This window comes from Niveispirillum sp. SYP-B3756 (assembly GCF_009495745.1).
Lineage (GTDB): Bacteria > Pseudomonadota > Alphaproteobacteria > Azospirillales > Azospirillaceae > Niveispirillum.
On the sequence record NZ_WIDQ01000018.1, the window covers coordinates 1 to 14,166 of the forward strand.

Annotated in this window: 9 protein-coding genes; 2 read left to right on the forward strand and 7 right to left on the reverse strand. The window is 62.7% G+C overall.

Features of this window, described 5'->3' with window-relative positions:
• Window positions 1–438: 438 nt before the first annotated feature.
• From GE253_RS22130 to GE253_RS22150, 5 genes are all read right to left on the reverse strand, one after another.
• On the reverse strand, window positions 439–2,061 hold the full coding sequence (locus GE253_RS22130) for a fumarate hydratase (RefSeq protein WP_153206319.1): 1,623 nt from the start codon (window positions 2,059–2,061) through the stop codon (window positions 439–441).
• A 160-nt stretch (window positions 2,062–2,221) separates the two neighbouring features.
• A complete protein-coding gene (locus tag GE253_RS22135; protein ID WP_089289584.1) occupies window positions 2,222–2,572 on the reverse strand; it encodes a RidA family protein in 351 nt (116 codons plus the stop codon).
• A gap of 171 nt (window positions 2,573–2,743) precedes the next feature.
• On the reverse strand, window positions 2,744–4,282 hold the full coding sequence (locus GE253_RS22140; RefSeq protein WP_153206320.1) for a DHA2 family efflux MFS transporter permease subunit: 1,539 nt from the start codon (window positions 4,280–4,282) through the stop codon (window positions 2,744–2,746).
• A 53-nt stretch (window positions 4,283–4,335) separates the two neighbouring features.
• Window positions 4,336–5,409, reverse strand: coding sequence for an HlyD family secretion protein (locus GE253_RS22145; protein WP_153206321.1), 1,074 nt, complete (start codon window positions 5,407–5,409; stop codon window positions 4,336–4,338).
• Window positions 5,406–5,873, reverse strand: coding sequence for a MarR family transcriptional regulator (locus GE253_RS22150; protein WP_153206322.1), 468 nt, complete (start codon window positions 5,871–5,873; stop codon window positions 5,406–5,408). The genes GE253_RS22145 and GE253_RS22150 overlap by 4 nt, the downstream gene beginning before the upstream one ends.
• Window positions 5,874–6,048: 175 nt before the next feature.
• Between GE253_RS22150 and GE253_RS22155 the strand changes: the two genes are divergently transcribed.
• Both GE253_RS22155 and secD read left to right on the forward strand, forming a co-directional pair.
• Window positions 6,049–6,423: a hypothetical protein gene (locus GE253_RS22155; RefSeq protein WP_153206323.1), complete on the forward strand. Its 375-nt coding sequence runs from the start codon at window positions 6,049–6,051 to the stop codon at window positions 6,421–6,423.
• 104 nt (window positions 6,424–6,527) lie between these two features.
• Window positions 6,528–9,068 carry a protein translocase subunit SecD gene (gene secD, locus GE253_RS22160; protein ID WP_153206324.1) on the forward strand — a complete coding sequence of 847 codons (2,541 nt, stop codon included), beginning with the start codon at window positions 6,528–6,530 and terminating at the stop codon, window positions 9,066–9,068.
• Window positions 9,069–9,160: 92 nt separating this feature from the next.
• On the opposite strand, the gene GE253_RS22165 is transcribed toward secD, so the two are convergent.
• Together GE253_RS22165 and GE253_RS22170 are read right to left on the reverse strand one after the other, a co-directional pair.
• Complete coding sequence (locus GE253_RS22165) at window positions 9,161–11,245, reverse strand: phospholipase C, phosphocholine-specific (protein ID WP_153206325.1); 2,085 nt, start codon at window positions 11,243–11,245, stop codon at window positions 9,161–9,163.
• 67 nt (window positions 11,246–11,312) lie between these two features.
• Window positions 11,313–14,009 carry a TonB-dependent receptor gene (locus GE253_RS22170; protein WP_153206326.1) on the reverse strand — a complete coding sequence of 899 codons (2,697 nt, stop codon included), beginning with the start codon at window positions 14,007–14,009 and terminating at the stop codon, window positions 11,313–11,315.
• Between the last annotated feature and the right edge of the window lie 157 nt (window positions 14,010–14,166).

Below are 14,166 nucleotides of genomic sequence, written 5' to 3' on the forward strand. Positions count from 1 at the left end.
CAGCTCAGAGACTGCAAATCCATCGTCGGCAGCGGCGCCGCCGTCGTTGGTGGAGCGCTTTCTAAACACCTCCAACCAACCCGTCAACCGTTTTTTTCACCGTTCTGAACTTTTTTCTCCGCAGCGCAACTGCGCTACAAAAAGTACAGAACCAATCCGGTCAACGGACCATCAAGCAAAATACCCACCAGAACAAAGTCTGGCGAACACCTCACCCAACAGCACGATAGATCATTCCACTTGTCTGGGCCGAAACCCAAGAACCATTTGGAGTTGGGCTTTCAGGCTATCTCCATCCCCACCATCGTCTAAACCATTCGGCTCGTTCGAGGTGGGAGTGGGTATATAGGCGCCAGCAGTAGCCCATGCAAGGGCTATTTTCACAAAAATGCAAAAAAGCCCCGACCGGGTGATCGGGGCTTTTGCCTGAGGCTGATCTTACTTCGTCGCTTCGAAGAAATCGTTGCCCTTATCGTCGGTGATGATGAAGGCGGGGAAATCCTCCACCTCGATACGCCAGATGGCTTCCATCCCCAGTTCGGGAAAGGCAATGCATTCAACTTTCTTGATGCAGTCCTGGGCTAGGCGAGCGGCAGCGCCACCAATGGAGCCCAGATAGAAGCCGCCATGCTTCTGGCAGGCATTCTTCACCGCCGGCGAGCGGTTGCCTTTGGCCAACATGACGAAGGAGCCGCCAGCTTCCTGGAATTGGTCGACAAAGCTGTCCATGCGGCCAGCCGTCGTTGGGCCGAAGGAGCCCGAGGCGTAACCTTCCGGCGTCTTGGCCGGGCCGGCATAATAGATCGGGTGGTTCTTGAAATAGTCCGGCAGTGGCTGGCCCGCATCCAGGGCCGCGCGCAGCTTGGCATGGGCGCTGTCGCGCGCCACGATCAGCGGGCCGGTCAGCGAGACGCGGGTGCGGATCGGGTACTGGGTCAGTGTCGCCCTGATCTCCGCCATCGGCTTGGTCAGATCGATCTTCACCACCTCGTCAGAGAGGGAGGAGGCATCCACTTCCGGCAGGAAGCGGGCGGGATCGGTTTCCAACTGTTCCAGATAGATACCGTCCTTGGTGATCTTGCCCAAGGCCTGACGGTCGGCCGAGCAGGACACGCCAATACCGATCGGCAGCGAGGCACCATGGCGCGGCAGGCGGATCACCCGCACATCATGGCAGAAATATTTGCCACCAAACTGCGCGCCGATACCCAGCTTCTGGGAGGCGGCGAACAAAGCCTGCTCCATCTCCAGATCGCGATAAGCGTGGCCGCTTTCCGACCCTTGCGTCGGCAGACCATCATAATAGCGGGCCGAGGCCAGCTTCACCGTCTTCAGGTTCAGTTCCGCCGACAGGCCGCCGATCACCACCGACAGATGGTAGGGCGGACAGGCCGAGGTGCCCAGCGAGGCCATCTTCTCTTCAATGAAGGGGATCAGCCGGTCGGGCGCCAGCACGGACGGCGTGGCCTGGAACAGGAAAGTCTTGTTGGCGGAACCGCCCCCCTTGGCCATGAAGAAGAACTTATAGGCATCCTCTCCCTCGGCATAGATCTCGATCTGGCCGGGCAGGTTGGTGCGGGTGTTCTTCTCCTCATACATGGAGAGCGGGGCCACCTGGCTGTAACGCAGGTTCCGCTTCAGATAAGCATCGCGGATGCCATCGGCCAGCGCCAGATCGTCGGCACCCTTGGTCCAGACACGGCGACCCTTTTTGCCCATGACTATGGCGGTGCCAGTATCCTGGCACATGGGCAGCACGCCACCGGCGGCGATGGAGGCATTCTTCAGCAGGTCGAGCGCCACGAAACGGTCGTTGGCCGAGGCCTCCTTGTCATCCAGGATCTTGGCCAACTGGGCCAGATGGCCGGGACGCAGCAGGTGGTTGATGTCGATGAAGGCCTGCTCGGCCAACAGGCGCATCCCCTCCGGCTCCACCTTGAGGATGCTTTCGCCCTCAAACTCGCTAACCGAGACATAATCGGCGGTCAGCTTGCGATAGGGGGTCTTGTCCTCGCCAAGCGGGAACAGGCTGAAGCTCTGGGGCGAAAGATCATCAGGCATGGTTGCTCACCAATCCGGGGCTTTTGGGGGTGGCGGGCCGGGCCGCCATGATATGGCGCATCACATAGCGCGTCGGCCCCGCCACCGCCAGTGCGGCGAGAGGGGCGGGGCCGAAAGTGGGGGGTGATGACTCACCCCCTCACGCAGCCGGGGGCCGGGATCAGCCCTGGGCCGCGACGCAGACGATTTCCACCAGATAGCCGGGGGCGGCCAGGCGGGCCTCCACCGTGGCGCGGGCCGGCGGGTTGGACTGGTCAACCCAGGCGTCCCACACCTCGTTCATGGCGGCGAAATTGCCGATGCTGGACAGGTAGATGGTGGTGGAAAGGATGCGCGACTTGGAGCTGCCGGCGGCGGCCAGCAGGGCATCGATCTGGGCCAGCACCTGGGCGGTCTGGCCCTTGATGTCGGCACTATTGTCGGCGGCGACCTGACCGGCCAGATAAACGGTGCCGTTATGGATGGCTGCTTCGCTCATGCGGCGGCCGGGCTGAAGACGGACGATGCTCACGGTCGTGGAATCCTCTTGATACCGGTGCCGCCGCCCGAATGGCGGCGGGCTGCCCTTGGCAATAAGGCGCAGATGCCCCGCCCGCAAGCAGCGGACAGGGCAAAACAGGGGATGCCAGACATGCAATCCTTACCGGTTATTGCCCAAACACACCCGCCACCGGCAGGATGATTACTCCATCACTGCCGGATGATCATCCCCGGCCGCTGCGCGCCGGGCGGGTTTCCGAAGCAGCAGCAATAGGGGGGCAATGCCCAGCGTCACCAACATCATCAGCTTGAAATCATTGAGATAGGCAATCATCGCCGCCTGCTGGTTGACCATGGCATCAACCATCGCCAGCCCCTTTGCGGGCGAGATTGTCCCAAGCAGGGCCAGATAGGGATCAAGCTGTACGCGGAACGGGTTGATGAAGGCGCCCAGTTCGGCATGGTTGATCTGGGTATTTTGGGCCAGCAGGCTGGTAACAGCCGAAACCCCGACACTGCTGCCCAGATTGCGCAGCAGGCTGAACAGGCTGGCGGCATCCGTGCGATCCTGCGGGGCCAAGGTGGCAAAGGCCAGGGTGGAAAGCGGAACGAAGATCAAACCCAGCCCCAGCCCCTGAATGATGCCGCTGGTGATGATCGGCCCCATGCCCATGACAATGGTATATTCCGTCATCAGATGCAGCGACCAAGCGGTCAACGCCAACCCGGCCAGGATCATCAGCCGTGCATCAACACGCTGCACCAGACGGCCGACGGCAATCATGCTGACCATCACCCCCACCCCACGTGGCGCGATGACCAGACCGGTGGTGATGGTGGGATAGCCCATCAATCGTTGCAGCAAGGGCGGCAATAATGCCATGGCCGCCAGCACGATCACGCCCACCACGAAGATCAGCACCAGCCCCACCGCCAGATTCCGATCCCGCAAGATACGTGGTTCGATAAAGGGCTTTTCCGCCGTCAGGATATGGATGACGAAAGCCCAGAAGGCGCTGAGTGCCAAGGCCGCTTCCAGCCAGATTTCGGTGGAAGCGAACCAGTCCAACTGTTCGCCACGGTCCAGCATCATCTGCAGACCGCCCACGGCGAGACTGAGCAGGGCGAAGCCAAGGAAATCGAAGCCACGGGGCCGGGTGGTCGAACGGGGCAGCCAGATCAGCATCCCGACGAAGGCCACAATACCGATCGGCAGGTTGATGTAGAAAACCCACCGCCAGTCCAGCATCTCCGTCAGGTAACCGCCCAGCGTCGGCCCGATGATGGGGCCGACCATGATGCCAGTCCCCCAAAGGGCCATCGCCTGACCATGGCGTTCCTTGGGGTTGATGTTCAACAGCACCGTCTGGGACAGCGGCACCAGCGGAGCGCCGAACACACCCTGCAGCAGGCGAAAAGCCACCATCTCTTCCAGGCTGGTGGCAATGCCACACAGCATGGAGAACAGGACGAAACCACCGACAGAGGTGATGAACAGGGTCTTCAGCCCCACCCGGTCGGCCAGCCAGCCGGTCACCGGCGTCATGATGGCAGCCGCGACGATATAGGAGGTCAGCACCCAGGTGATGCTGTCCTGTGCCGCGCCCAAGCTACCCTGCATGGACGGCAAAGCGACATTGGCGATGGTGGTATCCAGCACCTGCATGACAGTGGCGAGCATGATCGACAGGGTGATCAGCCCGCGATGCTTCACCTCAACCGATTGTTTCGAAGCCGACATGATGGCTTCTCCATTTCATTACGGAAAAGAAATGATTACCGGTCCGCCAGGATTCACTTTCCCGCCGCCCGTGCGGTGGCCAGACCGGGCAGGCCACGGCTGTAGCCGGTATCGACAGCCACATTGACCGAAAGGCCGGCGCGCAGGGGCACATCCGCCGCCTTGTCCAGCACCAGCCGCACCGGCACGCGCTGCACCACTTTCACCCAGTTGCCGGTCGCGTTCTGCGCCGGGATCAGGGAGAATTCCGAACCGGTCCCTGCCCCGATGCTTTCCACCCGCGCCGTCAGCGTACGGTCGGGATAGGCATCCAGCCGCACCGTTGCCGTCTGGCCGGGGATCATGTGGGTCAGGTCAGTTTCCTTGTAATTGGCCTCAATATAGGTGCGGCCGGTCTCCACCAGGCTGAGGGCGGACAGGCCCAGCGGCATGAACTGGCCGACATGCAGCCGGTCGGTCTGGCTGACGACCCCATCGGCCGGGGCCATGACGCTGGTGCGTGACAGGTCCAGGGCCGCCCGTTCCCGCGCGGCCAGGGCCAGCATCACCGAGGGGTGCTTGTCCGTTTCGATCGCCGGGTCACCGCCCAGCGCTGCCAGGGCAGCGGCCACACCCTGCCGGGTCTTGGCGACCCCCTGTTCGGCCATCCGCAGATCGTTGCGCACCTCATCCAGCCGGGACTGGGCTGCATAGCCGCTGGTGGCCAGCTTGGACTGACGGTCAAATTCCCGCCGGCGGTAATCCAGCGTCTGTTCCGCCTCCTGCAAGGCTGCCTTTTCCTGCGAATAGGCGGCACGCATTTGTTCCACCTGCAGGCGGGAAGCGGCGATCGTGGCATCGGCCTGGGCCAAAGCGATGCGATAGGGTTCCGGGTCAATACGGAACAGCAGATCGCCGCGCTTCACATGCGCATTCTCCGCCACCTTCACCTCGGCAATGCGGCCGGAGACTTCCGCCGCGACGGAAATCATATCCTGCTGCACATAGGCATTGTCGGTGTCGATATAACGCCCGCCGGTGGCCCAGACATACAGCCCCCCCGCCCCCAGCAGCAGCGGCAGGGAGAGCATCAGACCCAAGCGGCGCGCGCGACCCATGCGGGAAACCTTGGTGCTGTCATCACTCATTTCTTGCCTTCCTCGACCGGGGAACCCGGCACTGTATTGGATAGATTGCCGCGAACCCGTATCAGCAGCGCCAGCAACGTCTCCCGCTCCGCCGGGCTGAAGCCTGTCAGCGCCTCATCGAAGATCGCGTTGGCGATAAGGCGCATCTGCGCTACCGCATCACGCGCCTTATTGGTGAGGAACAGCAGCCGGGCACGCCGGTCGCCCGGGTCCGCCCGGCGCTCCACCCACCCCCCTTCGACCATGCGATCGATGGTGCGGGTCAGGGTGATCGGCTCAATCTCCAACAACTCGGCCAGTTCTGCCTGCTTCAGACCTTCCCCTTGGGCGATCTTGAACATGGCGAACCATTGCGCCCGGGTGGAGCCGGCGGCACGGGCATGTTGGTCGAAACGACGCCACATCAGGCGCGTCGTCTCCCCCAACAGGGAGCCCAGGGAGAGGGGTATGGGTTCGTTTGTCATGGCTTACATATTATAAGCCTGCTTATTATCAGCAAGCTCGGTATAATAACGGCACCCATGCGGCGAATGCAGGACGCCACCGGCCGGCATCGCGGGCCGCACCCCGGTATCTGCCTTGCCACGCGCCGATACTGGGCGTAATGCTGCACGCTGGTTTCATGGCAGGATGATGGCAGTGCGGGCTCCCCTTTCCCATTGGCGATATTGGCTGGCGGCGGCACTGCTGCTGCTGGCGGGCGCCATGGGCGGGGCGGCGGCGGCACGCCAACCGGCGGAGAATGCCGGCAATGTCTGTCACCATGGGGATCGTACCGGCTGTGCCGCCATCCTCACCGCCCCGGCACAGCCCACCATTCTGCAGGCGCTGAGCCGGCTGGATGGCAAGGCACTGGCCCAGGCGGACGGCCATGCTGCCGGCCTGATACCGGATGGCTGGGGCCTGCTGACCATCAGCGGAACGGCGCGACGCGCCCAGATGCCGGAAAGCCAGGCGCATCGTCGGCGGATGGCCGGGGGCAGCCGCCCACGCGCCCCACCGGCCCTCACCTGAATTCCCTGATCACTCCCCCAAGCGATCACCGCAAGGGACCGGACCACCGGTTCGGCCCCCTATGCGGTATCGCGGCAATCCCCCCTTTGTCGGGATAAAAGCCGATGTTGAATTTCTCCAAGCTCCGAACGGCATTGATCCTCGGGATCTGCCTTCTGGGCGTTCTGCTTTCTGTTCCCAGCCTGATCGGGCCGGGAAATATACCTTCTTGGCTGCCGGTGCGGCATTTCAACCTGGGTCTTGATCTGCAGGGCGGCTCCTATCTGCTGCTGGAGGTCGATGCCGAGGCGGTGAAGCGCGAACGGCTGGAAAGTGCCACTGATGAGGCGCGCGGCCTGCTGCGCACCGGCGACCTGCGGATTGGCGGCGTGGCTGTGGATGGCGATGGCATCCTGGTGCGGCTGGTTGATGCCAATGATGCCGCCCGCGCTGCCGACCTGCTGAAGCCGATGACCATCGGCACCCTGCCGGGCGAACAGGGTGATTTCACCATCACCCAGGAAACCGGGCGGGTCCGCCTCACCTTTGGCCAGCAGGCCCTGGCCAAGCGGGTCAGCAAGGCGGTGGAACAGTCGCTGGAAATCGTCCGCCGTCGTATCGATGAAACCGGCGTGAACGAGCCGATCGTGGCCCGCCAGGGTGCAGCCCGCGTGCTGGTGCAGTTGCCGGGTGTGACCGATCCGGGCCGCATCAAGCGCCTGCTGGGCCAGACCGCCAAGATGACCTTCCATCTGGTGGGTGATGGCACGGTGGCGCCGGGTTCCGCCGCCCCGCCCGGCTATGACTGGCTGCCCAACAGCGACCGTGCCGCCGGCGAGGGCCGGATGCTGGTGCGCAAGAAGGTGGAGGTGGATGGTTCCACCCTGACCGACGCCCAGCCCTCCCCCGATCCCAAGACCGGCCAGTGGGTGGTCTCTTTCGCCTTTGATCAGGTGGGGGCCCGCCGCTTCGCCGATACTACCCGCAACAATGTGAACAAGCCGTTCGCCATCGTGCTGGATGGCAAAGTGATCTCCGCCCCGGTGATCCGGGAGCCGATCGTCGGTGGCCGTGGCCAGATCAGCGGCAATTTCAACGCCCAGTCGGCCACCGAACTGGCCGTGCTGCTGCGCGCTGGCGCCCTGCCCGCCCCGCTGACCGTGGTGGAGGAACGCTCCATCGGGCCCGAACTGGGGGCGGACAGCATCAAGGCCGGCCTGATCTCCTGCATCGTCGGGGTGGTGCTGGTGGTCGGCTATATGTGGCTGACCTATGGCATGTTCGGCATTTTTGCCAATATCGCCTTGATCTTTAACCTGTTCCTGACGCTGGCCTGCCTGGCCATGCTGCAGGCGACACTGACCCTGCCAGGCATTGCCGGTATCGTGCTGACGCTTGGCATGTCGGTGGATGCCAACATCCTGATCAATGAGCGTATCAAGGAAGAGCTGCGCAAGGGCAAGACGCCGCTGTCGGCGCTGGAGGCGGGCTACACCAAGGCCTTTGCCACCATCACCGACAGTAACCTGACCACGCTGATCAAGATGGTGCTGCTCTATATTGTGGGCACCGGTGCGGTGAAGGGTTTTGCCGTCACCACCTCGCTGGGCATCATCACCTCCATGTTCACCGCCACCCTGGTGGCGCGCCTGCTGACGGCCATCTGGTACAAGCGCCGCCGGCCCAAGAGCATCCCGGTTTTCGGTCTGATCAAGCTGAAGACGGTCGGGCTCAACATCTCCTTCATGAAGGGCCGCCATGTCGGTCTGGCGACGTCGGTGGTGCTGTCCACCCTGTCCATCTTCATGTTCTTCAAGCCCGGCCTGAATTACGGCATCGATTTTGCCGGCGGTATCGTGATGGAAATCCGCACCGAACAGCCGGCTGATTTCGCCAAGCTGCGTGAGGTGATGGAGGGCGTGAATGTCGGGCCGGTGGCCCTGCAATCCTTCGGCACCGACCGCGATGTCATCCTGCGCCTGGAACGCCAGGAAGGCGCCGAAGCCAACCAGCAGGCCGCCATCAAGGCCGTGACGGACGCGCTGAACCAGCATGTGCCGGGTACCGAGGTGCGCCGCGTGGAAGCCGTGGGCGCCTCTGTCTCCGGTGAGCTGTTCCATGACGGGATGCTGGCCCTGGGGCTGGCCGCCCTGGCCATGCTGTTCTACATCACCATCCGCTTCGAATGGCAGTTCGGCGTCGGTGCCGTGGTGACCATGATGCTGGACGTGACCAAGACCATCGGCTTCTACGCCCTGACGGGGATGCAGTTCAACCTGACGGCCATCGCCGCCATGCTGGCCATCATGGGCTTCTCCATCAATGACAAGGTCGTGGTCTATGACCGTGTGCGTGAGAATCTGCGGCTTTATCGCAAGATGCCGCTGCGGGAGTTGATCGACCGGTCCATCAATGAAACGATGAGCCGCACGATCAACACCAATATCGCCCTGTTCCTGTCGATCCTACCGCTGGCCCTGTTCGGCGGTGAGGCCTTGCGGGAATTTGCCTGGGCACTGCTGTTCGGCGTGCTGCTGGCAACCTCGTCCTCCATCTTCATCGCAGCCCCGATCCTGCTCTATCTGGGCGAACATCGGCTGCGCAAGACGATGACGGATGGCGAGCCGCCCGCCGTTGAAGCGCCGGCCGAACCCGGCAAGGCGTAAAATCGCTGTCGTTGAAAACCCCCGGCATCACCCAGATGCCGGGGGTTTTTTCATTCCGCCAGGAGCAACGGCAAGCCGCGCTTCTGATGGGGCTAAAGCCCCGTCACCCGCAACGGGGCCGCCGCCAGGGTGGCCGGGTCGGAGAAGGATTCCGATCCATCCTCCAGATGGCCGGCCATGCGCCAGGATTGGCCCGCGGCAGAGAGCAGCAGATCGTACCAGCCATGGCTGCCGGCGAAATCCAGCGGCAGGCTGGTCTCCCCACCCGCCGGCACTTTCACCTGCCGCTGACCCTGGCCATAGGCAAGGTCGGCCAGGGTCAGCGTCAGCCCGGCCGCACCCGGGTTCCTCACCCGCAGCAGCGCCTGACGGCCGCGCCCCTGTTCAAAGGCCGCCCCGAAAACCCCATTCCAGCCGGTCAAGCGCCGGTGGAAGCCATTGGGGCCGACAATGAACAGGTCGCGCCCTGGCTCCAGCACCGCCTCCAGCGCTGCCCCCGCCCCTACGGTGTAACGGGCGGGCGCCTGATCCAACTGGCCCAGCCTATAGAGATGGAAAACGGCCGCCCGCGCCTGCCCTTCATTCAGGAACCGCAGCCCCGTCCCCAGCGCCACATCCAGGCGATAGGGGGTGGCGCGGCGGCGGCGGGGGCCGGTTTCCTGGCTGGGGGCGATCAGTGCCGCGGGCAGCGGTGGGTCCACCTCTTTCAACCCGGCCGCCCGGTCCGACAGGGCGCGGGTGGGCGGCAGCTTGGCCGGGAAGGGCCGGCTGTCCCGGCGGGCGAAATCGAAGCAGGAGGTGAGATCGCCGCAGACAGCCCGCCGCCAGGCACTGATATTCGGCTCCATCACGCCGAACCGCGTCTCCAGAAAGCGGATGACGCTGGTATGGTCGAACACCTCCGGTGCCACATAGCCGCCGGTGCTCCAGGGCGAGACGACATACATCGGCACGCGCGGTCCCAGCCCATAGGGCCTGTGGAGATAGGGCGCGTCCTTCTCCCCCTGCGAATGGCGGTGATATTCATCCCCCACCTCCACCGTGGAACCACCCAGCAGCCGGGCCGGGTCAGCCGGATCGCGGGCCGGCGGGGCGGGCGGCGGCACATGGTCGAACAGCCCGTCATTCTCATCAAAATTGATCAGCAGCACGGTACGTGACCAGACATCCGGGTTGGCGGTCAGCGCATCCAGCACGCGGGCAGTATATTCGGCCCCCTGCAAGGGCGTGGAAACGCTGGGATGTTCGGAATAGACGGCGGGTGCCACAACCCAGGAAACCTGGGGCAGTTTGCCCGACAGCACATCCTGGCGCAAATCATCCAGGGTGCGGCTGGTCAGCGTGCGGCGGGCCAGTTCTGCCGCCGGCCCCACCGTCGCGCCGCGTGCCGCGCGATAGGCCTTGAAGCCGACCAGCGGATTGTCGCTGAAATTATCCGACATGTCCTGATAGATCTGGAAGCTGACCCCAGCCGCCAGCAACCGCTCCGGATAGGTGGTCCAGGCATAGCCGCCATGGCCACGCGGATCCTCAAACCCGTCATAGCCATTATCGATGGCCGGCCCATTGGCCTTGGCCTGCGGATCATGCGTGCCGGTCCAGATATAAAGCCGGTTGGGATTGGTGCTGAGATGCAGGGCACAATGATAGGCGTCGCACAGGGTGAACGCCTCGGCCAGCGCATATTGAAACGGAATGTCGGCACGGGTGAAATGGGCCAGCGCGTGGTTATGCTTGTAACGCGGCCAGTCCGCCATGCGGCCATTATCCCAGGCGGCCTGGCTGTCGGGGAAGCCGTGCGGCGTGCCCAGTGGGCGGATCAGGCGGAAATCCTGTTGGGTATCCAGCCGGAACGGGGCCAGCAGGCGGGGACCGGGCTTGTCCTGTTCCGCCGGCTGCACAAAGACGGTGCGGTCGGGCGCCTCGGGCAACGGCGGGGCCGGAATGGCGAAACGGTCGCCAAAGCCCTGCACCCCGTTCATCGACCCGAAATAATGGTCAAAGGCGCGGTTTTCCTGCGTCAGGATGACAACATGCTGCACATCGCGGATGCTGCCGCTACGCCGGTCCGGCCCAATGGAAGCGGCCCGCACGATGGAAGGCATCAGGGTGCTGGCCGCACCGCCGCTGGCCATCAGGCCCCGAAGGAAGCTGCGCCGATCATGCAGGGTCGCCATCACTCTCACCTTTATTGGGATCACACATAAAAACGGGGCGGCGGCACCCCGCCGCCCCGCAACAGGATCAGAAATCCAGGCTGACGCCTGCAAACACTGTAGTCCCGCTCTGCGTCACATTATGCAGGCGGTGATAGATGCTGTTGTACTGCACTTCCTTTTCATTGGTGATGTTGATGGCATCCAGCGTCAGCCGGATGCTGGGCGTCAGGGCGACGAAGGCAGCAGCATCCATATAGACGCTGCCGTCAAAACCATCCTCGCTGGCCGGGTTGGACCCGTCATAGCGGCTGCGCAGATAAGAGGAACGGTAATTGGCGGAAACGCGCACCCCCCATTCCTCCGTTTCGTAATAGAGCGTGCCATTGGCGTTGGTCTTCGACAGGCCGGTGATCGGGCCCTTCAGGCCCTTGATCTTGCTGTTGCTGTCGATCAGCGTCAGGTTGGCCAGAACGCCCAGCTTGTCGAACGGTGCCGGCAGGAAGGCGAAATCGGTCTGGGCCGCCACTTCCAGCCCGGTGATGCGGGCATCATCCAGGTTCACCGGGCGAGAATATTCGGCCACCACCGTGTTGGGGGTGACGCCGGCCATCAGCGTGGCCGGCAGGCCGGTGGCACTGTAGGGCACGTTATACAGCGTCTCCGTGGAGATCAGGTTCTTGATATCCTTGTTAAAGACGCCCAGCGACACCATGCCAATGGTGCTGAAATACCATTCGCCGGCCAGATCGAAAGACGTGTCCTTATAGGGCTTCAGGTTGGGATTGCCGACACTGACCGTGTAACGGCCATCCGTCTGGGTCAGCGTACCGGCCGCCGACATGGAAGAGATGGAAGGGCGGTTGATATTCTGGGTGGCGGCGAACCGCACCAGGAAGTCCGGCGTCACCTCCAGCGCCATGTTCAGCGCCGGCAGCACACCGGAATAATCGGACTTGTTCTTGTTGCTGCCCAGCGGCGTGTCGCTGCTGTTATTGATATTGCCGGTGCTGTTGGTATCGGTGAAATAGCCGCGTACACCGATATTACCGCGCAGACGCATATCCCCCAGCGGCTGATCCCAATCCAACTGGCCATAGCCAGCCTTGGTTTCTTCCGTCACGCGGTAGGTGTTCTCGATATCCGTGGCACCCTGGACCGTATGGAAGGCGTTATATTGGGCAAAGGCCTTGTCATAATCGCCGGCGATCCAGGACTGCTTGTTATTGCCGTCATAGACATCGCCATAGGATGTGACCGGCGTGCCGGAATATTGCCGGAACTTCCCGTCATTATAGGTTTCCGACCCGGATGAGGTGTAGCGGTGATAGGCCAGACCGCCACGCAGGGTCAGCCCGTCGGTCAGCGTATAGCGGCCGTTCAGCACGCCTTCCTTCAGGCTGGTCTCATTCCAGAATTCCCGGAAATAGAATTCCTTGAAGCTGTAGCGGGACATGTCCGTCGTGTTCCAATTATAAAAATTGGTCGCACCGGTCCCGTCGGCATCATAGCGGGTGCGCATCCCGCCCTTGGCCTGCAGATACAGCTTGTCGTCATAAGGCGTGGTGTAGCTGGATTTCTCATAGCCGACATGGCCATCCAGCTTGAAACGGTCATTGGGTTCCCATTCGCCGGTCAGGGCGATCTGGTTGAATTCGTTCTCGTTGCGGGAGCGGCGATGCTCGCTGGCATAGGTCAGGTTTTCGACATCAATATCATTGACGAAATTGCTGCTGTCCCAACTGATCGCCTTGATCTTGGAGCCGACATCGAACGCCACCGAGCCGGAGGTGGAGGCGGGGCGGGTCGCCAGATGATATTCATCGCGGCGGGTGGTGAACTCACCATGCAGCCCATCCAGCGTGAACAGAAGCTCGTCGCTGGGGCGCCATTGCGCGGCAGCCGTCAGGCCCAGCCGCTCCTGCTTTGCATCCCACACCGACAGACGGTTGCCGGAGGCAAAGACCAGCTCGCCGGAAAGGAATTTCTGCTGCTGCGCCGCACTGAGGGTGGAAATATCCAGCCCCTTGGCGACATAGCCCTTCAACTGGCTGGCCGAAAGCTGGCTGGGCGAATAGGTATTGTAGCCCTGTTCCTGGGTCGTGCGCTCCGAATAGGCGGCGGACAGCAGCACCCCGAACCGGTCGCCCCAATTCTGGCTGATCATCGCCGCCACGCGGGGCTGCGTATCCTCGGTATAGGAGTTGGTGCCGATCTTGGCCGTCACCGCACCGGTGGCGCCATCCTTGTAATCAAAGGGCTTGCCGGTAAACAGGCCGACGGTGCCGGCCATGCCGCCTTCATTCTGCGCCGCCTGGAAGGTCTTCTCCACTTCCACCTTGGAGAAGAGTTCGGAGGCGAAGATATTGAAGTCAAAGGCCCGGTCGCGCGAACGCTGGCCCCGGCTATCCATGGCCGAATCCACATTGCCCAGCACTTCCATGCCGTTCAACTGCACGCGGGTGAAATCCGGCCCCAGGCCGCGCAGGGTGATGCGGCGCCCCTCCCCCGCCTCGCGGTTGATGGCGACGCCCGGCAGGCGCTGCAGGCTTTCCGCCAGATTCAGCTCCGGGAACTTGGCCATATCCTCAGCCACGATGACATCTTTGACGATATTGGCCTTGCGCTTCTCTTCCCGCGCCTTGGACAGCGACTGGACGAAGCCGTAAACGACAATCTCTTCCAGGGTTTCAGAACCATTATTTTCCTGCGCCATGGCCATCAACGGCATCAGGGCGGTGGTGACTGCCAGAAATGACAGCAGGGCCGTTTTGCTCCGTAACATCGTTCTATTCCCTTTCCCCCAAGATCGCAGTGCTGCAACTGCGAGACGGCGCGAACACTAACCGTGCCTGATGACAGCTGTGTGACAGATTGTGAGATTCGTGTGGTTATTTGTGAGATTTTGTGACTTTATCGCCCGGATCAATGTGGGTATCATG